General features: G+C 67.6%; 19 protein-coding genes, 3 tRNA genes and 2 riboswitches. Of the genes, 17 read left to right on the top strand and 5 right to left on the bottom strand.

Features of this window, described 5'->3' with window-relative positions; translation table 11 throughout:
* From ZRA01_RS12280 to ZRA01_RS20555, 11 genes are all read left to right on the top strand, one after another.
* Positions 1 to 849: energy transducer TonB (locus tag ZRA01_RS12280; RefSeq protein WP_141352582.1), on the top strand; the 849-nt coding region annotated here is incomplete at its 5' end.
* A gap of 21 nt (positions 850 to 870) precedes the next feature.
* A complete protein-coding gene (gene tolB / locus ZRA01_RS12275; protein WP_141352580.1) occupies positions 871 to 2,151 on the top strand; it encodes a Tol-Pal system beta propeller repeat protein TolB in 1,281 nt (426 codons plus the stop codon).
* Positions 2,152 to 2,214: 63 nt separating this feature from the next.
* Complete coding sequence (gene pal, locus ZRA01_RS12270; RefSeq protein ID WP_141352578.1) at positions 2,215 to 2,766, top strand: peptidoglycan-associated lipoprotein Pal; 552 nt, start codon at positions 2,215 to 2,217, stop codon at positions 2,764 to 2,766.
* Complete coding sequence (ybgF, locus tag ZRA01_RS12265; protein ID WP_141352576.1) at positions 2,766 to 3,557, top strand: tol-pal system protein YbgF; 792 nt, start codon at positions 2,766 to 2,768, stop codon at positions 3,555 to 3,557. The genes pal and ybgF overlap by 1 nt, the downstream gene beginning before the upstream one ends.
* 74 nt (positions 3,558 to 3,631) lie before the next feature.
* Positions 3,632 to 4,291, top strand: a complete 660-nt coding sequence (gene queE / locus ZRA01_RS12260) for a 7-carboxy-7-deazaguanine synthase QueE (protein WP_141352574.1) — start codon at positions 3,632 to 3,634, stop codon at positions 4,289 to 4,291.
* Between the two features lie 66 nt (positions 4,292 to 4,357).
* Complete coding sequence (gene queC, locus ZRA01_RS12255; protein WP_141352572.1) at positions 4,358 to 5,035, top strand: 7-cyano-7-deazaguanine synthase QueC; 678 nt, start codon at positions 4,358 to 4,360, stop codon at positions 5,033 to 5,035.
* Between the two features lie 15 nt (positions 5,036 to 5,050).
* The gene (locus tag ZRA01_RS12250) at positions 5,051 to 6,142 is read left to right on the top strand and encodes a YeeE/YedE family protein (protein ID WP_141352570.1); all 1,092 of its coding nucleotides are present in this window, start codon (positions 5,051 to 5,053) and stop codon (positions 6,140 to 6,142) included.
* 41 nt (positions 6,143 to 6,183) lie between these two features.
* Positions 6,184 to 6,259: transfer RNA gene (locus ZRA01_RS12245), tRNA-Lys, on the top strand.
* Positions 6,260 to 6,268: 9 nt separating this feature from the next.
* Positions 6,269 to 6,344, top strand: a tRNA-Lys gene (locus tag ZRA01_RS12240).
* A gap of 57 nt (positions 6,345 to 6,401) precedes the next feature.
* Positions 6,402 to 6,477, top strand: a tRNA-Lys gene (locus ZRA01_RS12235).
* 294 nt (positions 6,478 to 6,771) lie between these two features.
* On the top strand, positions 6,772 to 7,299 hold the full coding sequence (locus tag ZRA01_RS20555; protein ID WP_170182969.1) for a hypothetical protein: 528 nt from the start codon (positions 6,772 to 6,774) through the stop codon (positions 7,297 to 7,299).
* Between the two features lie 16 nt (positions 7,300 to 7,315).
* Here ZRA01_RS20555 and ZRA01_RS12225 read toward each other — a convergent pair whose 3' ends face one another.
* Both ZRA01_RS12225 and ZRA01_RS12220 read right to left on the bottom strand, forming a co-directional pair.
* On the bottom strand, positions 7,316 to 7,570 hold the full coding sequence (locus ZRA01_RS12225; protein WP_141352568.1) for a type II toxin-antitoxin system Phd/YefM family antitoxin: 255 nt from the start codon (positions 7,568 to 7,570) through the stop codon (positions 7,316 to 7,318).
* Positions 7,571 to 7,690: 120 nt separating this feature from the next.
* A complete protein-coding gene (locus ZRA01_RS12220) occupies positions 7,691 to 8,317 on the bottom strand; it encodes a pentapeptide repeat-containing protein (RefSeq protein ID WP_141352566.1) in 627 nt (208 codons plus the stop codon).
* Between the two features lie 383 nt (positions 8,318 to 8,700).
* Positions 8,701 to 8,785: riboswitch (cyclic di-GMP riboswitch) on the bottom strand.
* Positions 8,786 to 9,024: 239 nt separating this feature from the next.
* Positions 9,025 to 9,104: riboswitch (cyclic di-GMP riboswitch) on the top strand.
* Between the two features lie 328 nt (positions 9,105 to 9,432).
* Here ZRA01_RS12220 and ZRA01_RS12215 point away from each other — a divergent pair.
* The 6 genes from ZRA01_RS12215 (at position 9,433) to ZRA01_RS20770 (ending at position 17,287) form a co-directional block, all read left to right on the top strand.
* Positions 9,433 to 10,170 carry an OmpA family protein gene (locus tag ZRA01_RS12215; protein WP_141352564.1) on the top strand — a complete coding sequence of 246 codons (738 nt, stop codon included), beginning with the start codon at positions 9,433 to 9,435 and terminating at the stop codon, positions 10,168 to 10,170.
* A gap of 81 nt (positions 10,171 to 10,251) precedes the next feature.
* The gene (locus ZRA01_RS12210; RefSeq protein WP_141352562.1) at positions 10,252 to 11,625 is read left to right on the top strand and encodes a caspase family protein; all 1,374 of its coding nucleotides are present in this window, start codon (positions 10,252 to 10,254) and stop codon (positions 11,623 to 11,625) included.
* Between the two features lie 60 nt (positions 11,626 to 11,685).
* Positions 11,686 to 12,552, top strand: coding sequence for a DUF4384 domain-containing protein (locus ZRA01_RS12205; RefSeq protein ID WP_141352560.1), 867 nt, complete (start codon positions 11,686 to 11,688; stop codon positions 12,550 to 12,552).
* 41 nt (positions 12,553 to 12,593) lie between these two features.
* On the top strand, positions 12,594 to 15,605 hold the full coding sequence (locus ZRA01_RS12200) for a tubulin-like doman-containing protein (protein ID WP_141352558.1): 3,012 nt from the start codon (positions 12,594 to 12,596) through the stop codon (positions 15,603 to 15,605).
* Between the two features lie 45 nt (positions 15,606 to 15,650).
* Positions 15,651 to 16,409 carry a tetratricopeptide repeat protein gene (locus ZRA01_RS12195; protein ID WP_141352556.1) on the top strand — a complete coding sequence of 253 codons (759 nt, stop codon included), beginning with the start codon at positions 15,651 to 15,653 and terminating at the stop codon, positions 16,407 to 16,409.
* Positions 16,406 to 17,287 (top strand): TPR end-of-group domain-containing protein, encoded by an 882-nt coding sequence (locus tag ZRA01_RS20770; RefSeq protein WP_174851613.1) that lies wholly within the window; start codon positions 16,406 to 16,408, stop codon positions 17,285 to 17,287. Before ZRA01_RS12195 ends, ZRA01_RS20770 begins: the two co-directional genes overlap by 4 nt.
* Before the next feature lie 124 nt (positions 17,288 to 17,411).
* On the opposite strand, the gene ZRA01_RS12185 is transcribed toward ZRA01_RS20770, so the two are convergent.
* The 3 genes from ZRA01_RS12185 to ZRA01_RS20855 all read right to left on the bottom strand — a co-directional run bounded on the left by ZRA01_RS12185 (position 17,412) and on the right by ZRA01_RS20855 (position 24,611).
* Positions 17,412 to 19,049, bottom strand: coding sequence for a ShlB/FhaC/HecB family hemolysin secretion/activation protein (locus ZRA01_RS12185; RefSeq protein WP_170182968.1), 1,638 nt, complete (start codon positions 19,047 to 19,049; stop codon positions 17,412 to 17,414).
* 98 nt (positions 19,050 to 19,147) lie between these two features.
* Positions 19,148 to 23,629 carry a beta strand repeat-containing protein gene (locus ZRA01_RS12180; RefSeq protein WP_141352552.1) on the bottom strand — a complete coding sequence of 1,494 codons (4,482 nt, stop codon included), beginning with the start codon at positions 23,627 to 23,629 and terminating at the stop codon, positions 19,148 to 19,150.
* On the bottom strand, positions 23,550 to 24,611 hold the full coding sequence (locus tag ZRA01_RS20855; protein WP_141352550.1) for a two-partner secretion domain-containing protein: 1,062 nt from the start codon (positions 24,609 to 24,611) through the stop codon (positions 23,550 to 23,552). Before ZRA01_RS20855 ends, ZRA01_RS12180 begins: the two co-directional genes overlap by 80 nt.
* Positions 24,612 to 25,027 lie beyond the last annotated feature (416 nt).

Here is a 25,027-nt window from a genome sequence, read left to right as displayed (position 1 = left end):
CCCGCCGCGGCACAGCTTGCCCCGCCGCCTCCACCAGCCCCTCCGGCCCCTGCCCGCCCGGCGCCCCCGCCGCCGCGCCCCGAGCCCGACGACGAGCCCGAGCCGCCGCCCCGCAAGCAGCCCGACATCGCGATCAAGGCCCCCGAACCCAAGAAGCAGCCGCCCAAGCCCGAGAAGGAAATCGTCAAGCCGGAGCCCAAAAAGCCCGAGCCGAAACCCGAGCCCAGGAAACCCGAGCCCAAGCCGGAACCCAAAAAACCGGAGCCGAAAAAGCCCGAGCCCAAACCCGAGCCGAAGAAGCCCGAACCCAAACCTGAACCCAAAAAACCCGACCCCCGCGAAACCGCCAAGGCCGAGGCCCAGGCGCGGGCCGAGCAGGCACGCCTCGACAAGATCCGGGCCGACAAGGAAGCGAAGGACGCCAAAGTTGCCGCCGAGCGCAGCCGCGCCCTCGAAGACCGCCGGATGCGCGAGCTGATGGCCCGCGACAGCGAGAACGCCAAGCAATCGGGCGAGATCCAGAAAGAGCTGGCCCGCATCGCCAACGAAAAAGCCAAGGCCGCCGACAGCCGCGCCCTGAAGGCCTACACCGCCAAGATCGCCGCCAAGGTGCGGGGCAACATCATCCTGCCGCCCGGCGTTTCCGGCGACCCGGTGGCGCTGTTCTATGTAGACCAGCTGCCCGACGGCTCGGTGATCGAGGTGCGCCTCAAGCGCTCCACCGGCAACGCCCAGCTCGACGCCGCGATCGAACGCGCCATCCAGAAATCCAGCCCGCTGCCCAAGCCCGACCGTTCCGAGCTGTTCCAGCGCACCCTCAACTTCGAGTTCTACCCGCTCCGCGACTAACCCCTCCCCGAGCCCACGCCCATGAACCTCATCCTGTCCATTCTGCGCAGCGCCCTGCCGGCCGGCGTCCTGGTGCTGGCCAGCACCTTCGCCCACGCCCAGCTGACCGTCGAGGTGAGCGGCGCCGGCAGCAACCGCGTGCCGGTGGCCGTCGCCGCCTTCGAGGGCGAAAGCGCCCTGCCCCGCGCCGTCACCGACGTGGTCCGCGCCGACCTCGAACGCAGCGGCCTCTTCAAGCTGGTCGAACTCGGCCCCACGCCAATGGGCGCCGACGCCCCCGACTACGCCCGCGTCCGCTCACGCGGCGCCGACTCGGTGGCGGTGGGCACCATCTCGCCGGCCGGCGGCGGCCGCTATCAGGTGCTGGTGCGCCTGATGGACGCCCCCAAGCAGGTCAGCCTGGGCAGCCAGGCCATGACGATGACGCCCAACCAGTACCGCACCACCGGGCACCGCATCGCCGACTTCATCTACGAGAAGCTCACCGGCGAGCCCGGCGTGTTCTCCACCCGCATCGCCTACGTGGTCAAGTCCGGCTCCCGCTACGAGCTCCAGATCGCCGACGCCGACGGCAGCAACGCACAAACCGCGCTGGCCTCCCGCGAGCCGATCATCTCGCCGGCCTGGTCGCCCGACGGCACCCGCCTCGCCTACGTCTCCTTCGAGGCCAAGAAGCCGGTGGTGTATGTGCACTCCCTCGCCAGCGGCCAGCGCAACGTGGCCGCCAACTTCAAGGGCTCCAACTCCGCCCCGGCCTGGTCGCCCGACGGCCGCCGGCTGGCGGTGGTGCTCACCAAGGACGGCCAGTCCCAGCTCTACTCGGTCAATGCCGACGGCTCCGGCGTGCAGCGCCTCGCGTCCTCGTCGGGCATCGACACCGAGCCCGCCTGGTCTGCCGACGGCATGATCTATTTCACCTCCGACCGCGGCGGCAGCCCGCAGATCTACCGCGTGCCAGCCGGCGGCGGCGACGCCCAGCGGGTCAGCTTCGAGGGCAGCTACAACGTCAGCCCGCGCCCCTCCCCCGACGGCAAGAGCCTGGTTTACGTCTCCCGCAACGGCGGGCGCTTCCAGGTCACGCTGCTCGACCTCGCCTCGCGCCAGACCCAGATCCTCACCGATTCGTCCAAGGACGAGTCGCCCAGCTTCGCCCCCAACGGCCGCATGGTCCTCTACGCCACCGAAGTCGGTGGGCGCGGCGTGCTCTCCGCCGTGTCGTCCGACGGTCGTGTCAAGCAGCGTCTGTCGGTACAATCGGGCGATGTACGCGAGCCGGCGTGGGGGCCGCAGCCGCGCAACTGAGGTCCAAGCCCCGTCCCGCATCCAAATTTTTTGCGACCACCCGGCCGCTCACGGAGTCAAACCATGAAGTACGCCCGTCTCACCCTGTCCCTCCTCGCCGCCGGCCTGCTGGCCGCCTGCAGCTCCGCCCCCAGCACCGACGGGCAGGGCGCCGCCGTGGAAGACCGCTCCAGCGCCAACGCCTCCGGTGTCGGCGGCAGCGGCGTCACCACCGTCAATGCCGACGGCCGGACCCCGGGCGCAGCCTACCCCGAGCTCAAGGACCCCAAGAACATCCTGTCCAAGCGCAGCGTGCTGTTCGACTACGACAGCTACGTGATCAAGGACCAATACCGCCCGCTGGTCGAAGCCCACGCCAAGTTCCTGGTGTCCCACCCCAAGGTCAAGATGCTGATCCAGGGCAACACCGACGAGCGCGGCAGCCGTGAATACAACCTCGCCCTCGGCCAGAAGCGCGCCGACGCCGTCAAGAAGGCCCTCGGCCTGCTCGGCGTCTCCGAAGGCCAGCTCGAATCCGTCAGCCTGGGCGAAGAGAAGCCCAGCTGCTCCGATTCCGGCGAAAGCTGCTGGGCCGCCAACCGCCGCGGCGACATGCTCTACTCGGGTGAATTCTGATGTTCCCCCGCCTTCTGCCCGCGCTGATGGCCGGCCTGTTCGTCGGCCTCGCGGCTGGCCAGGCCCACGCCGGCCTGTTTGACGACGAGGAAGCCCGCCTGCGCATCAACGAGATGCGCAACGAGTTCAACGGCCGCGTCAGCAAGCTCGAATCCGGCGCCCGGGCCCAGCTCGAGCTGGCCGACCAGATCGAACTCCTGAAGACCGAGATCGCCCGCCTGCGCGGCGAGAACGAAGTCCTCAGCAACGATCTGGCCAACGCCATCAAGCGGCAGAAGGATTTTTACGTGGATCTCGACAACCGCCTGCGCAAGCTCGAGCCCCACGCCGACGCCGCCGCTGCGGCGCCCCAGCCGGCCACGGCCGCGCCGGCGGCCGCCCCGGCAGCTGCGGTGGCGCCCCCGGTGACCGCCGCCGACCCCGCCGCCGAGAGCCGCGACTACGAAGCTGCCCTCACCCAGCTGCGCGGCGGCAAGTACAAAGAGGCCGCCACCGGCTTCATCGGCTTCATCCGGCGCCACCCCGGCAGCAGCTTCCAGCCCAGCGCCCACTTCTGGGCCGCCAGCTCGCTGTATCAGCTGAAGGACAACGCTGCGGCCGCCGAGTACTACGCCAAGGTCGCCAACCAGTGGCCCGACGACAACCGCGCCCCCGACGCCCTGCTCGGCCTCGCCAGTGCCCAGCAGGCCCAGGGCGACGCCAAGGCCGCCACCCGCAGCCTCGAGCGCCTGGCTGCCAAATACCCCAGCAGCTCCGCAGCGCAGATCGCCCGGCAGCGCCTCAAGAAGTAATCCGGCCCGGGCCGCCCCGCAACACCACCGCGGGGCGGCCCCGCCATCGCATCGCCAGTCAAGCACTCCCCGTCATGACCCAATCCGGCCGCACCACCAGCCTACGCATCACCGAGATCTTCCACTCGCTGCAAGGGGAAACCTCGCGCAGCGGGCTGCCGACGGTCTTCGTCCGCCTCACCGGCTGCCCCCTGCGCTGCAGCTGGTGCGACACCGAATACTCCTTCACCGGCGGCACCACCCGGGCGCTCGACGACATCCTCACCGAAGTCGCCAGCCACCACTGCCCCACCGTCTGCGTGACCGGCGGCGAGCCCCTCGCCCAGAAGGGCTGCCTGGCGCTGCTCACCGCCCTGTGCGACGCCGGCTATTCGGTGTCCCTCGAGACCAGCGGCGCCCTCGACATTGCCGGCGTCGACCCGCGCGTCTCGCGCATCGTTGACCTCAAGGCCCCCGGCTCCGGCGAGGAGGCCCGCAACCTGCTCTCCAACATCCCGCTGCTCAGCCCCCACGACGAGCTCAAGCTGGTGCTCGCCAGCGAGGCCGACTACGAGTGGGCCAAGGCGCGGATCGCCGAACACCGCCTCACCGAACGCTGCCCGGTGCTGATGGCCCCGGTGCAGGGCCAGCTCAAGCCCGCCGAGCTGGCCGCCTGGATCCTCCGCGACCGGCTGCCGGTGCGCATGCAGGTGCAGCTGCACAAAGTCATCTGGGGCAACGAACCCGGGCGCTGAGCCCCTGAACAAACGGGCGGCACGGCCACGCGCCGGCCCCCCGCGCGTCCATCACCAGGAACCACCATGACCAAACCGCGCGCCCTCGTCCTGCTGTCTGGCGGGCTCGACTCCGCCACCTGCCTGGCCATCGCCCGCGACGCCGGCTTCGAAACCTACGCCCTGTCGGTCGAGTACGGCCAGCGCCACGCCGCCGAGCTCGCCGCCGCCCGGCGTGTGGCGGCCGCCCTCGGCGCCGTCGCCCACCGGGTCGCCCACGTCGACCTCGGCCAGTTCGGCGGCTCGGCCCTCACCGACCCGGCCCTCGCCGTGCCCACCGACGGCCTCGATGGCGGCATCCCGATCACCTACGTGCCAGCCCGCAATACCATCATGCTGTCCATCGCGATGGCCTGGGCCGAGGTGCTGGGCGCCCGCCACATCTACGTGGGCGTGAATGCCGTCGATTACTCCGGCTACCCCGACTGCCGCCCGGCCTTCATCGAAGCCTTCGAGACCATGGCCAACCTCGCCACCAAGGCCGGCGTCGAGGGCCACCGCCTCACCATCCACGCGCCACTGATCGATCTCTCCAAGGCCCAGATCATCCAGCGCGGCACCGAGCTCGGCGTCGACTACGGCCTCACCGTGTCCTGCTACCAGGCCGACGACGACGGCCGCGCCTGTGGCCTGTGCGACGCCTGCCGCCTGCGCCGGGCCGGCTTCGAAGCCGCCGGCCTGCCCGACCCCACCCCCTACCGCTAAGCCCGGCGCCCCGCCATGGAAACGCCCCTCGCCCTGCCGACGATCGCCTGGATCGCCTTCGCCATCGGCTCCGTGTTCGGCGCGGCGGCCCAGCGCAGCAACTTCTGCACCATGGGCGCCGTCGCCGACATCCTGCTGATGGGCGACTGGACCCGCCTGCGCATGTGGGCGCTGGCCGCCGCGGTCGCCATCACCGGCACCAGCTGGCTGCAGCTCGCCGGCCTCATCGACGTGCATGAATCCATCTACACCGCCCAGCGCCTGCAATGGCTGTCGCACCTGGTGGGCGGCGGGCTGTTCGGCGTCGGCATGGTGCTGGCCTCCGGCTGCGGCGCCAAGACCCTCATCCGCCTCGGCGGTGGCAACCTCAAGTCGCTGGTGGTCTTCGTCTTCCTGGGGCTCTCCGCCTACATGAGTCTGCGCGGGCTGTTCGCCGACGGGCGCCTGTGGCTCAACACCGTCGCCGTGCAGCTCCCCGCCCCGCAGGACCTGCCCGCCCTCGTCGCCGAGCGCTACGGCCTCGCCCCCGGCAGCGCCCTCCTCGCCTGCGCCGTGGTGAGCGCCGGCAGCCTCGGGCTGTTCGCCCTCTCCAGCCGCGACAGCTGGCAGCCCGGCCCGCTCATCGGCAGCGTGCTGATCGGCGCCACCGTCGTCGCAGGCTGGTACCTCAGCGGCCAGCTCGCCTTTACGGCCGAAGACCCCGAAACCCTCGCCCCGGCCTTCCTCGCCACCCACAGCGGGCGCATGGAATCCCTCAGCTTCGTCGCCCCCTACGCCTACAGCCTCGAGCTGCTGATGCTGTGGACCGACGCCAGCCGCCACGTCAGCATCGGCATCGCCACCACCGCCGGCGTGATTGCCGGCGCCCTGGCCGCCGCCGTAGCCAGCCACAGCTTCCGCGTCGAAGGCTTCCGCGACACCCCCGACCTCGTCCGCCACCTGGCCGGCGCCGCCCTGATGGGCTTCGGCGGCGTCACCGCCCTCGGCTGCACCATCGGCCAGGGCCTGAGCGGGCTGTCCACCTTGTCGGCGGGCGCCGCCCTCACCGTCGCCGGCATCATCACCGGTGCCGCCCTCACCCTCAAGGTCCAGCTAAAAAACGCTTGACGTCCCTGTAAAATCCGCTAAAATGCGCGCTTCGTTTTGATGGGTCGGTAGCTCAGTTGGTAGAGCAGCGGACTTTTAATCCGTTGGTCGCGAGTTCGAATCTCGCCCGACCTACCATCAAACGTTGGGTTGTTAGCTCAGTTGGTAGAGCAGCGGACTCTTAATCCGTAGGTCGAGTGTTCGAGCCACTCACAACCCACCACAGAATTCCCTCCCGCAGCCCATGGGTTGCAGGACGCAGCAAAAAACAGCAGTAGCCGGGTTGTTAGCTCAGTTGGTAGAGCAGCGGACTCTTAATCCGTAGGTCGAGTGTTCGAGCCACTCACAACCCACCAAGCTTTCAAAGACTCAGGCCACCTTCGGGTGGCCTGAGTCTTTTTGCGTGGGCTTTCGGTACGCGGCGCTGCCCATTCCCCGGGCAGGGCAGCGACAGACCGACACGCCGCGGGCCGACCACCGCCGTGCACCCATCAGCCCATACGGCGTCCAGAAGCACGGGGCGCGCCGGAGCGCCGCCAAAACGCCCTCGCCCAGCCACAGAAGGCGGGCGAAAGATCATTTTTTCACGCAAAAAAAACCCCGGGGCGGCATCGCAAAAACCTCGGGGCGCGTCACAAAAACATTTGTTCATGTCGCGGAACGATTTTTTCTGCCTGCCCGGATTTTTTGTGGCGCGACAAAAAAGCTGCGAAGGCCCGCCAACATCTTTTGTGACGTCGCCAAAAAAATTATTTTGTCCGCCGGAAGTTTTTTTCATGCGAAAAAAACATTTTTTCCCTCTGCTGGCGGTTTTTTACACGCTGCCAGAAGTTCCAGTCACGCCTCTCGGATTTTTCGTCACCCCGCCGGATGGTTTTGTCAGGCATCCCGCATATTTTGTCATGTCACAAAATCGTTTTTACACGCTGCCAGAAATTTTCGTCACGTCGACAGGGAGTTTTTTCACAACAAAAAAAGTCCCCCAAAACGCTATTTTCGCGCACCTCCAGTCTCCCCTTGAAGCCGTAAAACCCTGCCCTGGCGCGGGTTTCCAGCGAAACGGCGGTTCGCAGACGGGCAAGCGCGGCGAAGGCGCTGCTCAAGGTTCTGGACAAGGCGCCCGAAGCCGCATTGGCAGCGCTCCGCTGACTCGCCGGATCGGGTCGGAGCCCCTTTGACGGGTCAACGGCTCAATCAGTCGCGGCCGCCCTCGATCGCTTCACGCAAACTGCCACCCAGCGCCCTCCCCTGGCGCAGCCCCCGCAGGCGCGCAAAGATGCCGGCGACCCGCTCGCGCTGGGTGAGGGCGACGGCGGAGGCGTCTGCCACCGCGACGATCCGGGCAACGGGCCGGCCATGTCGGGTGATGGTGATTTCCTCACCGAGTTCGACGGCAGCCAGCAACTCGGAGAGCCGGGTTTCAGCCTCGTGGACGGGAACAGTCTTCATCGCGGGACTCCAGCCAGGGTCGATCGGCAGATTGCAGACCGACAGCCGACAGCAACGCCCACACCGAGAATAAAGGGCTCATTGCCCCACGGATCTCCCCAGGGGTTCCCGCCACCCGCCTTATCTCATCAGGCTCAGGGCCATCTGCGGCGCTTGAGCCGCAGCCGCCAGCTCGGCGGTGGGCGCCTGGGACAAGACCTTGTCGAACTGGGCGGCAAATGTGTTGGCCCGGCTGAAATCGACATCCCTGATGGCCGCCCCTCTCAGGTCTGCCCCCTGCACGTTCGCATCGCCGATCTTCGTCTCTAGGAGGCTGGCGCCCCTCAGGTTGGCGCCGAAGAAGTTTGCGCTGTTCAGGTTGGCCCCCTTCAGGTTCGCGCCGCTCACATCTGCGCCCTGAACCGTCGCGGACGTCATGCTCGCGCCGCTCAGGTCGGCGCTCTTGAGGTTGGCGCCGAAAAGGTTTGCGCTGTTCAAGTTGGCGCCTTTCAGGTTCGCCCCGCTCAAATTGGCGCCCTGCAGGTTGGCGCCAGTGAAGTCCACCCCGCTCAGATCCTGCCCGCTCAGGTCTGCGCCAAAGAGATTGGCGTTGGTGTAATCGGTGCGCCGGGTAAATGTCGCCGACGCCGCAGCCTGGGCGGGAGCCTTGGCGCTCGCCGACTGGATGCCACTGCTCTGCCGGATACCACTGGCAAGGCTTGTGCCTTGAAGAATGCCGGATAAGGCTGAACCGAGACCGGAGATCATTTTGTGCCTCGTCTTTGTTCAAATGAATCGGAAAGCAGGCGGGAGGCCCGCTTGTTTCGACTGGCTGCAAGCGCTCGCCACGAACCACCGGCCAAGCTCCAAGCCAACCTCTACAACGGGATGCGTGGCGGGCTGCGACGGGGATTGACGGGCGAGACAGGCCCCACGCGCAGTGACCGCCGACACCCGGGAAGGGAGCAGATGTGACCCCGAGGCCCCCTGCGGAACAGCTGGCGGGACGACCCCTGGCGGCGTTTCGACACGCGGGCCCGAAAGACGATGTTGTCGGTTCTTGCGCTCAGTCATGATGCCCCCGGGAGAGGACAAGCTGAAGACACAGCCCAGAGGGAAGCAACAGAAGCCGGGCGCGAAGGCGCTCTGGCTGAGGCAACCCGGCCACCCGCCATGATCTGGTTGGGGCCCGAGGCTTTGCGTCCGGGGCTTACACCCCGTTTGCTTTTCTCTGACAACTGCAAACAGTTACAGACTACCCCTGCGCGCCGTCGGCGGTTTGATATGTGTCAAACTGTGACGCCAGCCCCAGCACGACACGCGGGCGCACCGCCGATCACACCGCAAGAGCCCCTTCCGTCGCACCCCCCTCCCCCCAGCGAGCTCGAAGCCACGCAGAGGCCACCCCCGCGAAATACGTCACGCAGGCACGCGCCGCGCTTAGGCCTGTCGCATTTTTTGTGTTAATGTGTTTCGCAATTCAAAGGCAAACTGCAGGTAACTGCAGGACGCAAAGCCACGGGCCCTTTTGAGCAAGGGTAGCCGGGTTGCAATTGACTGATCCCTCCAGGGTCAGTGCGTCAATTCAGCGTTTCCTTTGATGAGCAGCCCGGCTCAGGACTCATAGGAAGCGCAAAATTCTTCTCCCGCCCCCCACCGTCGATTGCACCCGGCACCGCGCCCAGCGCGCTGCAGGCCACAGGTCGTCCGTCGCCCTGACTGGCGTCCGGGTGCAGCCCTCCGCACTTCGGCGAACCTCCGCGCCCTTTGAATCCGTGCCGCCGGGCTTTCTGCCGGAGCGCCCTACTTTGCCCATCCCGTTGTGGCTCATGCCCGCCCGGGGCTGCGTGCCGGCGTCCTCTCATTCGTCCAGAGAACTCATCATGCACGACCGCAAAATGAACCCCACCCGCCACCTCGCCACCAGCCTCGTCGCCTCCCTGATGTGCCTGTCCCTGGCCGCCCACGCCCAGGAATCCGCCAACGCGGATCTGGACGCCTGCGTGAAGGAGCAGCAGATCGTCCTGACCGCCAAGGGCGCCGGGATGGGCGCCCTCGCCGGCCTGGGCACCGCGCTGTTCTCCAAGAACAAGGACGCCCTCAAGAACGCGGCCATCGGCGCTGTCGTCGGTGGCGCGGCGGGCTTCGCCACTGCCTACTTCACGGCGATCGACACCTGCTACAAGCAAAACCCGGCCTGGATCCCCGAATCGAAGATCGAGCGCACCAAGGCCTACGCCCAGGTCAAGAAGGAGACCAAGTACAAGGCCAGCGAGGGCATCAAGGCCCAGGCGACCAAGCTCGCCATGCCGGCCACCGTCAAGGCCGGTGAGGCGCTCGACATCGCCAGCACCTTCATCGTGCTGACCCCGAACGGCGCCGAAACCCCCGTGACCCTCGAGCGCAAGCTGTTCGCCATCGTCGAGGGCAAGGAGACCCCGCTCACCTTCACCGGCAAGAACAACGAGGAGCGCACCGTCGAGCCGGGCGAGCACCAGGACACCGCCCGCCTGCCGATTCCGCCGGACGCCAAGGCCGGCACCCAGTATCGCTACGAGTTCGGGGTGATCGCCGGCGGCAAGCCCGTCTCCAGCGTCACCTCGACCGTCACGGTCCAGTAAGGCCGCCGGGGCCGTGCCGCGCTGGCCGGCCCCGCAGCGCCCGCTTCAACTCCAGAGCGCGCCAGGCGCCCGAGCTACGCCATGAACCTCAAGTCACTGCACAACATCCTGATCCTTGCCGGCCCGATCCTGCTGGGTGGCTGCGCTGCCAGCCAGATGCACGGGTTCGAGAACGCCTACCAGGGCTACAGCGTGCCCGAGCCGCTGGTCGAGCAGATCCGGCTCGAGCTGAAGCGGGTCGGCCTTACCAACGCCCAGGTCACGCGGGACAACGTCGGCCGCATCCGCCTCGTCGGCAACTACCGGAACGAGGACGAGGTCGATCGCGCCTACCTCATCGTGCAGAGCCTGGTCGGCCTCAAGTCCACCTCGCCCTTCTACCCCGAGAACATCCAGGAGAAGCGCTGGGAAGCCGACGCGAAGCGCGCCCTCGCCCAACACGCCAGGGCGAGCCGCAGCCCGACGGCCGGCGCCGGCGTGAAGCGCGCGCTGATCGTCGGCATCAACACCTTCCAGGACAGCCGACTGAGCCCGATCCTCGGTGAGGACGACGCCCGCCTCGTCCAGCGGGAAGCCGAAAAGGCCGGCTACCGCAGCGTCACCCTGCTCGGCCGCGAGGCCACCAAGGCCAACATCGAGGCCGCCCTCGAACGCATGAAGCGCGAGCTCGGCCCCCAGGACAGCCTGCTGATCTACATCTCCAGCCACGGCACCCAGCCCGTGCCCAAGCCTGGCTCCCGCGACGCCCGCAAGATGTCGATCGCCGCCTACGACACCGGCGACGCCACCATGCGCGCCAACCTCGACTGGCGCTGGAAGGTGCACTCCAGCTCGGTGCCCGACACCAGGGTGCAGGAGCTGGCCCAGCTCCCCACCCGCCAGACCCGGGTCATCATCGACACCTGCTACAGCGGCGAGATCCTCAAGGACATCCCCGACGAGAGCCAGCGCTACATCCTCAAGACCAACGGCGGCGTGCCCGAACGGGCCGGCATCTCGATGGCGGCCTGGAGCGGCGAGGCCTACGCGGCCAAGGGCATCTTCGCCACCGACGACGGCGCAGCCCCGGCCGCCACGGGGGCCGACAAGGCCCGCCGCCCGCGCACCACCGGCCCCCGGGCCGCCCCCGGCGCGAGCCGCTACACCATCATCACCGCCACCAGCGACGGCCAGCTCTCGTGGGGGCCCTCGGGCACCGGTTCGGGTGAATTCGACAGCCCGGTGACGCCCGGCAAGCGCCTCAAGGGCTCGTTCTTCACCCAGGCCTTCTTCGAATACCTGGGGCGCCATGACGGCCACATCGAGCCGGCCTTCGCGGCGGCCAGGGCCTACACCCAGCAGAAGGTCAGCACGATCACGCCGGCCCGCGACTGGAAGGGGCCGGTCCCCATCCAGCAGGTCCCCCGCCTCAACCCGCCCCTGCCGGCCAACGACCCGAGCACGATCTACGACTGATGCCCGGCCCGGCACGCCCCTGAACCGCACCCTGAATTGCCATCCGGAGAACCCGACACCATGCGACAAACCCTGACGATCCTGCCCCTCCTGCTGCTTGCCGGTGGCGCCTGCGCCGAAGAAAGCTACAGCGCCAAGTCACTGTTCTTTGGCGAGGACGACTCGGTCATCGCCGTCTCCACCGCCCAGAAGGGCAAGCCCGCCGCTCCGCTCGCCAGCGCCCCGGAGGCCGACAAGAAGCCCGCCAAGGCCGTTGCCTACAAGAAGCCGGCGGCCCCGGCCCACATCGGCGCCAGCTACTTCATCCGCCTCAAGCAGCCCGACGGCAGCACCCGTGACGTGCTGGCCAACCGCAAGTTCAAGTCGGGCGAACGCTTCCAGCTCGGCGTGAAGGTCAACACGCCCTCCTACATCTACATCCTCAACGAAGACCCCAACGGCCAGATCACCCAGATCTACCCCCAGCCGGGCCGCGACAACTTCGTGAATGCGATGGGCGTGGTGTTCCTGCCCAGCCAGGGCGCCTTCGAGTTCGACCACAACCCGGGCACCGAGCAGCTGCTGGTGTATGTGTCGAAGAAGCCGATGCCGGGCGCGATGCCCGAGCGGGTCAAGACCATGCGGCCGGACATCGTGTCCACCCTCGCCGACGCGCCGGCGGCCAACTGCGCGGCGGTAGCCCTGGACACCGACCCGACCCTCAACCGTGACCGCGAGTACGCCTCGAAGGCCATCAACTTCACCGACGACAGCCGCTGCACCGCCGACGCGGCCGCCCCGGCGGGCGAGAGCTACGCCTCGAAGGGCATCGCCTTCAGCGACGACCCTGCCCCCGCCGCCGGCGGGCAGGTGGCCTCCTACGTCGTGAAGACCAAGGCCACCCGCGACGCCGGCCTGTTCCTGAAGATCAAGCTGGCCCATCAGTAAGCCCCCGCGGCCCCTTCCCCCTTTTTCGCAGAAAGACGCTCATGAGCAACAACCACCTGATCATCGGCCTCGGCGGCACCGGCGGCAAAGTGATCCGCCAGTTGAAGAAGACCATCGAACGCAGCAAGGACGCCCACGGCAACAGCCCCTCGGACGCCCGCTTCGAGTTCCTTTATGTCGACACCTCCCGCGACGAGCTGGACAAGAAGGAGGAGTGGAAAGTCCTCGGCAAGGAGATCGATCTGGCCCGCAGCCAGTACCTCATCAACGAGGTCAGCAGCGTGCGCCCGGTGCTGAGCGACCCGAACTCCTTCCCCGGCCTCAAGGGCTGGATCGAGCCGCGCAGCGTGTTCGACCTGTTCATGGCCACCACTGCCGGCGCCGCCCAGCGCCGCAAGCTCGGCCGGCTGGTGTTCGCCCAGAACGCCTCCAACTTCGTGAAGGCCGTCGAGGACCGCCTGGCGGTGCTCGAATCCGGCCCCGGCGGCAAGGTCGGCGCGGTGATCCATGTGGTCTGCGGCCTGGCCGGCGGCACCGGCAGCGGCTCGGTGGTGGACGCCGTGGCGCAGATCCGCCACAAGTGCCCCGACGCCAACCAGTACCGCATCCTCATCTACGCGATGCTGCCCGAGAAGAATTCCCGCCGCGTCAAGGACGTGGCCGGCTTCTCGCCCTACTACGCCAACGGCTACGCCGCCCTCTCCGAGCTCAACGCGCTGGCCGTGGGCAAGTACAAGCCGACCCACCTGCTCGACGGCTCGCGCCTCGACCACGACATCTACTTCAACGGCTGCTACCTCGTTAACAACATCAACGAGCACAGCATCCAGTTCGAGGTCGAATCGGAAGTGCCGCGCATCATGGCCGAGTTCATCTTCCAGAAGACGATGAACAAGGAGTGGGAAGGCCTCGGCCGCGCCGAGAAGGGCGAGAACGACATCAAGAACTTCGAGAGCGAGGACGGCATCGGCAAGGCCCGCGCCAAGCTCTTCCTGTCCTTCGGCATCAAGCGGGTGGTGGTGCCCGAGCAGGAGATCAAGGAGTTCCTGGCCTACGGCTTCGCCGAACAGGCCACCCGCCAGCTGATGTACAACAACTTCCGCCAGGGTGAAGGCTACGCCGACGAGGCCATCGAGAAGGACTGGGGCTTCGAGGCCCGCAAGCCCGACACCCTGCAGTCGCTGCTGCTGAGCGACGCCCACCTGACCCTCGAGACCGGCATCCTCGAGGACGACGCCAGAAACGCCAGCTGGAAGCCGCCGCGCGAGTACTGGAAGCAGATCGTCAGCCTGCAGGTGCCCGACATCAAGGCCGACAAGACGATCGAGGAGACCAACTGGATCCACGTCCTCAACAGCCGGCTCGCCAAGGTCTTCGACGACACCTACCGGACCATGGGCGGCGTGCGCAAGTTCTACGAGGTGAAGGGCAACGCCCGCCTCGAGATGGCCCGCCACATCGGCCGCCACATCGAGAAGGAGCTCTTCGGGCGCTGGAAGTCGGGCACCGCCTCGCTGATCCAGCTGCGCCAGCTCACCGACGCCCTCGTCGCGATGCTCGACGAGCGGCTGGAGCTGCTCACCGAGAAGCTCACCAAGATGCCCACCGAGATGCAGGCGGTGCAGACCCGCATCGCCGAGCTGTCGGCCCAGTTCAACAAGGTCGGCTTCCTCGGCAAGCACCTCACCGACAAGCGCGGCGCGCTGTTCTCGGACATCGGCACCCAGCTGCAGGACCAGTACATCCTCAACACCAGCTACCAGGGCCTCAAGTTTGCCTGCAGCCTGCTCCCCTTCGTCAAGGAGCAGCTCACCGCGCTGCGCGGCGCCATCGACGCGCTGCACCAGAACCTCGCCGCCGCCACCGAGAAGGTCAAGCTCGAGCGCGCCGCGCGCCTCGGCCCCGCCGACGCCGCCTACCAGAAGCGCATCTTCGACCAGAACGCCATCGCCGGCATCCTGAAGGCGCTGATCACCGACGAGGCCGCCCAGGCCGCCCGCACCCAGCGCGTCCGCCAGACCCTCATCGACCTGGCCGGCACCGACGTAGATGGCTTCGACCAGCTGCTGCAGGGCATCAGCCTGGGCAGCGTGATCTCGACCCTGTCGCAGGAATCGGCGCAGATCGTCGAGATGGCCCACGCCGAGATCGCCAAGACCCTGCCGCCGGTGCTCCACGTGAACATCGTCGAGCGCCTGCAGAAAAAGTACGACGCCAACCCCAGCGGCCTCAAGGCCTTCGTCTCCGAGCTCTACGACGAGGCCGGCAGCCTGCTCACCTTCAACAAGACCGAGGTGGACCGCAGCGTCGCCAACAACGCCGGCGGCTCCCGCGGGCGCACCCAGACCATCGGCGTGTTCCTGCCCGAGTGCGAGAACCAGAAGGACTTCCGGGGCAGCCTGGCGGCGCTCTTCGACGCCCAGAAAGACCCGGCCTCGGACACCAAGGTCGCCGTCGGCAAGCTCTCCAACCAGATCGTCATCATGAAGATCGCCTCGCTGATGCCGGCGCGCTTCGTCGAGTCGCTGGGCGAGCTCAAGCGCCACTACGACGGCCTGCTCGCCGACGACAAGGAGGCGATCCTGCTGCACGGCGAGGGCGACGGCAAGAAGCTGCCGCCGCTGTTCGCCCGCTCCAGTGCCGAGGTCAACGCCGAAGCCCGCCGCAAGCCCTACCTCCTCGTGGCCCGCCTGCTGGGCATGGTCAAGGAGCGCCAGAACAAGACCACCGGCCTGATGGAGTGGGTCTTCAGCTACATCTCCGGCGGCCTGCCGAAGGTGGTGGTGCTGAAGGGCAAGGGCTGGACCGACATCATCGAGGGCGACCACCCGGCCGACGTCCAGGCCGCCATCGAGAAGGAAGTCGCCAAGCGCATCGACGCCGACTACAAGCACATCGACAAGAAGACCGAGCTGCGCAGCGCCTACGAGCAGCTGGTGCTGGCCCGCTTCACCGACTCGGGCGAAGACGACCAGGACGCCGAGTTCCTGGCGCTGGCCGCGATGCAGAAGCCGCTGCTCGAGATCGTCGGCCTGCCCGCCCAGGACGACTGAGACCACCGAACCCAAGCCAACACCGACATCTGAAGAGGCCTAAAAATGGCGAAATACAAGTGCCCGACCCTGGGCGATTGCGACCACGCGAACCGCGGCGAGATCTTTGAACGCGCCCCCGGCGAAGACCTGAAGTGCCCCGGCTGCAACACCCTCCTGAACCCCGTCGCCGCCCCCGACGGCGGTAGCCGCGGCGCCAGCCGGACACCGCTGATCGCCGCCGGCGCCGCCGTGCTGGTAGCCCTGACCGGCGGCGGCTACTACTTCACCGCGATGGGCAAGCCGGCGCAGGAACCCCCGCCGCCGCCCGCCCCGGTCGTCGAACAGGCGCCCGCGCCGGCACCGGCCCCCGTGGCCCCGACGGCCCCCGCGGAGCCCCCGGCGGCCGCCCCCGGCATCGCCCCCTCCGAAGCGGAAACCAAGGCCCTGCGCCAGGAAAGCCAGGACAAGCTCACCGCCGGCGACGCCGCCAGCGCCGAGCAGGCCGGCAGCCGGGCCGCTGCCAACGAGATGCTCAAGCTGGCCATCGCCAAGATGACCCAGGGCAAGCTCGACGAGGCCGAGAAGGACCTCCTCGAAGCCCGCGCCCGCGACCCCAAGCAGGCGCTGGTGGCCTACAACCTGGCCGTGCTGCGCCTCAAGCAAGGCCGCCGCGACGACGCGCTGAAGGAGTTCGAAGCCAGCTTCATGGCCGGCTTCAGCCACTTCGACAAGATGGACCAGGACCCCGACCTGGACGGCCTGCGCAAGGACGCGCGCTTCACCGAGCTCGTGGCCCAGTACCGCAACGCGCCCGCCAGATGATCCGGCGAACCTCCGGGCGCTGCCGCGGCCTCGCCTCCGCGCTGCTGCTGGCCACCCTCCTCACGGCCTGCGGCCGCGACGACGGCCAGCGGATCCTCGGCCACTGGCGGGCCGACCGCCTCCAGGTTCAGAGCGTCAGCCTGCCGATGGGCCCGGAGTTCGTGGTCACCCCCCGGGAGCTGATGTCCGCCGAGGGCGACATCCGCATCCCGATCTCGTCGATCGAGGCCGAAGGCGAGGTGGTCACCCTCGGCGCCCCCTTCGGCATCGGCCTGTCGTTCTACTTCGAGAGCGCCGACCGGATCTACTTCGACATGCCGCTGGCCGGCCGGGTGTATTTCCAGCGCGTCGCCGACGCCGTTCAGCCTGCCCGCGCCAATCCGGCCCCGGCGCCCCAGGCCCTGGCGCCGCTGGCCGCGCCGGCACCGGCCCCAACGCCGGCGCCGGTCGCGCCTCCGCCAGCTGCCGTACAAGCGCCCGTCTTGCCGGCACCCGTGGCGGCCGCCGCGGACCGGCCCGCACCTGTAGCACCGGCCAGCGCCGCAGCACCCGCGCCAAAACGGGGCGCCCCCGCGGCCCGGGGCGCCAGCACCATCGACCTGATCCGCCAGGCCGAACAGAAGATCGCCGGCAACGCCCTCGCCGAGGCCGAAGCCCTGCTCATCGAGGCTCACCGCCAGTACGGCGACGACCCGATGATCGACTACCAGCTGGCCGTGCTGACCATGCGCCGGGGCGACCCGGACGGCGCCGTGCGCAAGCTGCGGGATGCCTTCCAGAACGGCTTCCGCGACTTTGCCCTGCTCGAAGCCGCAAGCGACCTCACCGCGCTCCGGAACGACCCACGCTACAACGCCCTCGTCACCCGCTACCGCTGAGGGCGGCGGGTAGTGGCGCCAGCATGGCAGACACCTGGGGCAGACCGACAGGAAGCCCAGGCGTCTGCCAAGCGCGGTTCCGGCCAAGCAGCAGCGGGGCTCGCCAGAACCCCGTGCCGCAGGTTCAGAAACGGCGGCCGAGCATCACAAAAATGCGCGGATTACGATCGACGTCTTCCGCCGTTGAGGCACCGCCCTGCGAGCGCCAGGCGACGCTCGCATCGAAGCTCCAGCCATCCCAGATGGAGCGGACACCGATACCGGAGCCCGCGAGCTTGCGCTTGGCGGTGGATGCAGCGTCCCACGGGTTGGCATTGGTGTCGGACTGACCGAGGTCGTGGAAGACGAAGGGCGTCACCGGGCCGAGCGCGTAGCGGAACTCAAGCTGGGCGAACCAGCCCTCGTCGCCGACGCCTTCGCCCAGCGGGTAAGCGCGTACGCCATAGAAACCGCCGAGGTTGAACTTCTCGGACGAATCCAGGTTCTTGCCTGCCCACTGCCCAGAATAACGCACATAAGCGCTGAGCGGGCCGACGACCTGCTGGATGCGGGCGACGTCGAGATTAACCTTGTTGAAGCTGCCTTCGGTCCGGGCAGTGATGCGATCCAGCGCCGCCATGTCGGCGTCGAGGCTGAGGCGGCCGGTGAGCCAGGTGAGCGAGCCGTAGGTCACGCCGCCGCCAAGCAAGGCGTCGCGCCTGTCGAACTGCAGGGCCACCGGAAAGCCGTCGCTGTGCTTCCTGCGAACGGTGTCGGTGCTCTCGTAGCGGTCCTCGAGTTTCTTGTGCTGGTAACCCACCGAGAACAGGACGTTAATTGCCTGCGAGCGCATCAGGGGGTAGCTCAGCCTTGCACTGGCGATGTCCGCGTAGCCCTTGGCATTGAGCGCGGCAAACTGTGCCCCGAGCTGGTAGTTGGTGTGAGCGAAGCCGACATGACCGCGCAGCCCGGAAGGCCCTAGCGGGGTTTCGTAGTCAACCGACCCCAGCCACATGTCCTTGTCGGTGTACAGGCCATTCAGCGAGATCTTGTCACCGTACCGGAAGGGGCTGTTGACAAACAACGCACCGCGAGCACGGTGCTCGCCCGTGGAGCGGGCACCGGTGTTGTCCAGGCCGACTTCACCGCTCACATGGGAGACCCGCTCGACGTTAACCTGCAAATCGGCCTCGCCCAGCCTGGCACCGGGCCGGACCAGCGGGCGGACCTTCATGCCCGGCTGGTCGTCGAGGATGAGCAGCGTGCGTTCGAGCGCCTTGTTCTCGATCGCGTCGCCCGGCTGCAGGGCGTGATCGAGAAAAGGCTGGGCGCCGGCCGGCAGCTCATCCTTGCCCACGGCGCGGATGGAACCGTAGCGGCCTTCGATGACGCTGATCTTGAGCACGCCGCCGTTCAGGTCCTGCGGCGGCAGGAAGGCCTGGGTGAAGGGATGGCCGGCGGCGCGATAGCGGGCCTCGACTTTAGCCGCCAGAGCGTTGAGACCGCCGATGTCGAAGGACTTGCCGGCGACCTCGCCGAGCTCGGCGAGCAGGCTCGCGCTGTCGAGAATGGTGTTGCCGGAGATCTCGACCACCTTCAGCACCACGCTTGGCCCCGCTGCCACCGGCTTGGCCGGGGTCGCGGGCGGGCCGGCCGGTAGCGCACCGGCATCGGAGGGCAGCGGCTGCGGCGGCGGCGTACCCTGCAGGGCGTTGCCCTGGGCCGCAGCCTGCGCAGCGAAGGTCGCCACGGCCAGCGCCAGGCAGGTACCAAGCGCCCCCATGGCCGGGCTTCGTCCAGCCGGCCCCCCGCAGGGGCCAAGGAAGCTCGGGACGACCCTGCGTACCCTTGAGAGAGTGTTCTTCTTCATACGACTTCCTATCAGTTATTCAGCGAATTGAGCGTACCCAAGCGGCCGGTATTGATGCCGCTGTCGATGACGAAGACATCGAGCGGGCCGGACGAACTCGGGACGGTCACGTTATTGACGTTGAGCTCCTGGGCGGCCTTGCGTGTGCCGCCGGCCGCCGCCTCGGGGGCACCTTCCGTCGAGCTGTCGGCCACGAAGTTCAGGGAGGAACGCGCGGCGGGCGCCTGTTCGCTGCCCGCATCGGTCGGCGCGCGGCGCTCTGCGGTGGGGCCATTACCCGTCTGGCCGTTGGTGGCCCCACTCGCGGCGGCCGGGCTGGCTTCGGCCGAGCTGCTGGCGACGAAGTTGAGTGCGGAGCGGGGGGTGGCGGCCGGCTCGCTGCCGGCGTTGCCCGGTGCGCGCGGGCCCACGCCCTGCGCGCCAGCCTGGCCACCACTGGCCGGAACGTAGTTGAGACCGCCGAAGGTAGCCGGCACGACCCCGCTGCTGAGCGCCGACATGCCGTTGTCGATGAAGGCCGGGACGATTATCGGCGTCGGCGGCGGCGGCGGTTCGACCGGAGCGACGATGGTCAGCGTGCCGTCGATCGCAGTGATCGCGTAGTTGCCATTGGCGAGGCCCACGGCCGAGATCGGATAGGCGCCAAGGTTTTCACCGGCGCGGCGGGCAACCTGACCCAGCAAGGCATCGCCGGCCAGCAGCGCGCCGCTGCTCACCTGATACGTGAACTCAGGGTCGGGCTGGCCGAAGGTCTTGGCCTTGTCCTCCGCGACGAGGGTGAGGGCCCGTGCGCCGATCGTTGCAGCGTTGGTGGCGCCGGAGCCATCCGACGCCGTGCCCGCCGTGGCGGGAGTGGTATTGACCGAGCCGTCGAGCACGTAGTTGGCCGGTTCGAAACCCGCCGGCCCGGCGATGGACACCACCCTGTTGGTTCCGGCGTTCCTGGACGCCAGGGTCGCGCTCGTCAGCTGCACGTTGACGTCCTGACCAACCAGGCCGTAGGCGGCGATTGTGGTGCCATTCAACCCCTGCACGAAGCTGGTGCTGCCGTTGTAGGTGCCGCTCACCGCCACGCCCAAGGGCGCGCGGCGGAGGGTGACGCTATTGTGCGTCGTCGAGATGCCAGCTCCAGTAGTGGTGGTGTCGATGCTGCCGGAGATGCGGTAGTTGCTCAGGCTGGCGGTGCCGCCGGTGAAAGCGGTGATGTAGTTGCCGCCGTTCCCGACCACGTTGGCGTCATTCACCGTCACCCCGATCAGGGTGTCGCCGCCGACCAGGCCGTTGGTGGTGAGCGTGGCGTTGGTCGAGTCGAAGCTGGTGCTGCCGTTGTAGGTGCCGCTTACTGCCACACCCAGCGCAGCCCTGGAGAGGGCCGCCGTGTTGGTCGCGCCGGAGCCGTCGAGCACTACGCCAGCGGTGCCGGGAGCCGTGTTCACGGCGCCGTTGAGCACATAGTTGCGCTGGTCGAAGGAGCCGGAGCCCGTCAGCGCCACGACCTTGCTGGCTTCCGACACGTTCTTCGCGTTCAGCGTCGCCGTGGTGAGGCTGACGCCAGCGTCCTGGCCCACCAGGCCGTAACCGGCGATCGTCGCCCCCTCGGCCGAGGACAGCACGGTGCTGCCGTTGTAGGCGCCGCTCACCGCCACGCCCAGGGGCGCCGGAGTGAGGCTGGCGGTGTTGTTGCTCGTGGTGATGCTGCCACCGCTCAGGCTCTGGTTGTAGGCCGGGGTGCCGGCGCCGTAGAGCACGTAGTTGCTGGCGAGGAAGCCATTGCTGCCAGTGACGCTGGTGACGAACTTGGCCGCCGTCACCGCATCGACGTTGGCGTCGGAGACGGTGACCCCCGTGACCGTCTCGGCACCGATCAGGCCGGCGGTGGTGAGGATGGCCCCGCTACCGTGGGTGAAGCTGGTCGTCCCGTTGTAGGTGGCGTTCACCGCGATGCCCAGCGGCGCAGCGGCGAGGCTGGCCACGTTGGTGGCGGCGGAGCCGTCGGCGAGGGCACCAGCGCTCACCGATGCGGCGGAGCCGAAGACGCTGCCGTTCAGCACATAGTTACGGGCGTCGATGCCGCCGCCGAGGGTGACGTCGGTCACCTTGCCGGCGCTGGCGACGTTGGCGCTGTCGAGGCTGAAGCCGGCAAGGGTATGCCCATTGACCAGGCCGGCAACGCTGACGCTGCCGCCGGTGACGAGGCTGCCGGTGCCGCCGCTGGCGACGCCGGCCGTCGTGGCGAAAGCGGTTGTGCCGTTGTAGGTGGGCGCTGCGGCGATGCCCAGGGGCGCCGGGGCGATGCTGGAGGTGTTGTTGCTCGTGGTGATGTTGCCGCCGCTCAGGCTCTGGTTGTAGGCCGGGGTGCCGGCGCCGTAGAGCACGTAGTTGCTGGCGACGAAGCCGTTGCCGCCGGTAACCCCCGTGACGAACTTGGCCGCCGTCACCGCGTCGACGTTGGCGTCGGAGACGGTGACCCCGGTGACCGTCTCGGCACCGATCAGGCCGGCGGTGGTGAGGGTGGCCCCGCTACCGTGGGTGAAACTGGTCGTCCCGTTGTAGATGGCGTTCACCGCGATGCCCAGCGGCGCGGGATTGATGAGCGCGGAGACCGCGCCGCCGATGAGCGTGTAATTCGAGGCGCCAGAGCCCGTCAGAGACAGATTCGACGAGGCCCACTGGGTGTAGGCACCAATGTCCTTGCTGGCCACTGCGGCGCTGCCAGCTAACCGGACGATATCGCCGTCGACCACGCCGCTGCCAAGGCTGAGCTGACCGGCGCTGAAGCTCGCGGTGCCGTCGTAGTTTTTGCTGCCGCCGACCCCCAGAACGGTCAAGCCGACAGGCGTGATGCTGGCAATGTTATGTGCACTACGTGCTGCCAGGGAGGGCAGCACGTAGTTGGAAGCCAGGCCCTGCGTGCCGGACACACCGTTGGCGAGCATCAGGTCTCCAATGGCCGTCAGGTAATTGGTGGCGTTGTCGACCACGTCGGGCGAGTTGGCCGTTGCCGGGCCGCTGCCCGTCAGGGAAAGGGTTTCCCCATTCACACCCGATGCGGTGACCTTGGCGGGCGTGAAGCTGGCGTTACCATCGTAAGTCTTGACGGCGCTCAGGTAGGCCGTGGCAGGCATGATGGCGTAGCTGGGTGACACCGTGAAGTTGTAACCCACTACGTAGTTATTGCCGTTGGCCGAGTAATTGCGCGACAGGGAGGAGGCGCTCAGGTTCGAATACTCGCCGACGTTCGCGCTGGGTGTAACGTAGCTGGCCGAGGTGACGCTGGAGCTCAAGTAGCCCGAAGAAGCGGGGTCCAGGATCGCAATATTGCTGAAGCTGAGGCCCGAAGCGTTGAGCGTCCCATCATAGACCTTGGTGCCGGTGAGGGTTGCAGACACGTAGATCGGCCGCGTCGCCATGTTTACGGCGTTGTAGGTGGCGTACAGATACGAGTTGTTGGCGCTGGAGGTGACCGACAGCAAGCCGCAGTTCGGGTAGCCGCTACGGCAGCCGGAGTTCGGCCCACTGTATGTGAACACCACCCCTTTGAGACCCCCATTCAGGATGAAGATCAGGTCTGCTACGGAATACGCGTTGAAGTAGATGTTGCCGGCCAACCCGCCGGTTGCCATGTTGAGCGCATAGGAGCCGTCAACGTCGTAAGTGCTGCTGCCTTCAATGCGAATGCTGCCCGTGGTGGTCGATGCCGAAAGGGTCGTCTGCCCGCTGTTGCCGCTCGGGTTTTCGATCTTGACCCCGAAGACCGTGCTCGCGGGGCCGGCGTACTTGCCCGAGATGTTGATGTAGCCACCACTCGCCGCGTCGACGGCGCCAGGGGCATAGTAACCGCTGTCGATGATCGCGCTGGCGCCGATGCGAACACCGGTCGTATCGTTGCTGCCGGCCTTGGGCTGGGTTGAGTAGCCGTTGATGGTGATGTCCCCGCCGCGCGACAGGACGCGGGCGCTGCTGCCAATCGAAACTGCCTCCAGGCTTGCGGAGGCGTTGAGAGCGTATCCAATACCGTTGGAGAGCGTCTGGGCATCCGCAAGGCTCCCGCCGGCACCGCCGATCAGGATCTTTCCGCCGTTCGAATCGAGGGTCACGCCGCTGGCGACGCGGACGCCGCCAAGCGCCCCGGACGCGTTGTTGGCAGCGCTCAGGGTCAGGCCGAGGGCGCCGCTGGTCGAGGTGATGCTCTGGTTGACCGCGATGTTGCGGTCGGCGCGCAGCGTCAGGGTGGCATCGCCTCCGGCGGTCTTGGCGATCGCGCTGTTAACGGTGATGTCGCCGGAACCGGAGGGCGCGGTGTAGCCGGAGAGACCGCCCGGCGCCACCGTCGACACGGTGACGCTGGTGCCGTTGTTGAGCGAGCTGACGATGGTCGCAGCCTGACTGGCGCCGATGGTGTAGTCGTAGGGGTCAATCAGCCATTCCCCCCCCCCTGCCGGCCGCCGCTCCGGCGTTGATCGCCAGATCGGGCAAGGTGTTAACCCGGGCACCGGACGTCTCGATCAGACCTCCGTCGCCCCCCTTGGGCGCACTGGCATCCAGGCTGCCGCCCACATTGAGCACGCCATGCTGCATGTCGGCGATCAGGCGGAGCTCGCCCTTAGCGCCACTTGCCAGGGTTTGCGCGCGGATTGCGCCGGTATTGTTGACCGTCGCACTGGTCAGCTCGTTAACGGCTTTTGCCGTCAGGTAGACCAGCCCGCCGTCGGCCCGGACGCCGCCGCCGTTGTCCACCTGGGCGTTGAGCGCGCCCTGGCTCACCTCAAGCTTCACCGGACCGCCGAGGTCGAGGGTCACATTGCCACCCGCCGCCATCAGCACGTTGCCGCCGTTGGCACTCAGCGCGCCATCGTTGCTCACCCGGGCGGCGATCAGCGCGATGGTGCCCCCCTTCGCGCCGTCACCGACGGCGGTGATGTTGCCCTGATTAACGACCGCGTTGCTGCTGGCGCCCTCGAAGGTGTAATGGCCGGCCATGAAGTCGGCGGTGCGCATGTTGAGCGTCGAGGCTACCAGGCTGCCAACATCCACCTGGCTGGTCGGCGAAAACAGCAAGCCGTTCGGATTGATCAGGAAAACCTGGCCATTGGCCTTGATCGCGCCCTGGATGCTCGACACGTCAGCGCCCAGCACACGGTTCAGCGCGACGGCGCTGGCACCCGGCTGAACGAAGTTCACCGTGTTGCCCGCGCCAACGGAAAAGCTCTGCCAGTCGATCGCAAGCCTGTTCGACGCCTGGTTGATCGTCATGGCGTTACCGCTCTGGCTGATGTTACCGCTACCGGCGACGACGCTCCCCCCCGTGGGAAGGATACCGGCCGCCTGGCTCTGGCCGGCGCCAGCCAGCACCAGCAACGCGGCGGCGAGCAGCGGCTTCACGGACCGGGACTTGCCGCGGCCGCGGGCGCACTCCGCCACAGCCTGCCATGTGCCCATGACGGAATTCCAAACGACGCGATAGATATGGTTCACAACTGACCTCTTCTGAAAAGACCAGGCCTTGCAACACCCCTCCTTGCCCCCATCCTTGGGGCACAGGGATGCGCACAACCCGAAAATGCGTAGCCGAACCGTTATGTCGGCACATTTTGAGAAAAATTAACTAATTCATCAAATACAACATTACCTTTTCAACATTTCCAGGAGCGCGCACCAAGACATTGCCGGGCGCGCCCACGAACCCGCAGCGACAAATGCCGCCCTCCGGCTCTTGAGAAACATGCAATGTTTCTCTGTCCACGCCGGGGCCGACATGACTTTGGAGGTCTCTCAAGGAAACGCAGGGCCACAGCAAGTGCCCTTGCCCTCCACGGAGGGTAGGCTGGGCGGAGCCCAACCCCGGGAGCGCTCAAAGGCCACCCATAAAATTATTTACTGCACGTATTAAC

This window comes from Zoogloea ramigera (assembly GCF_006539865.1).
GTDB classification, from domain to species: Bacteria; Pseudomonadota; Gammaproteobacteria; order Burkholderiales; family Rhodocyclaceae; genus Zoogloea; species Zoogloea ramigera.
The sequence above is the reverse complement of the archived record's forward strand: the minus strand, read 5'-3'. Positions and strand labels throughout refer to the sequence as shown.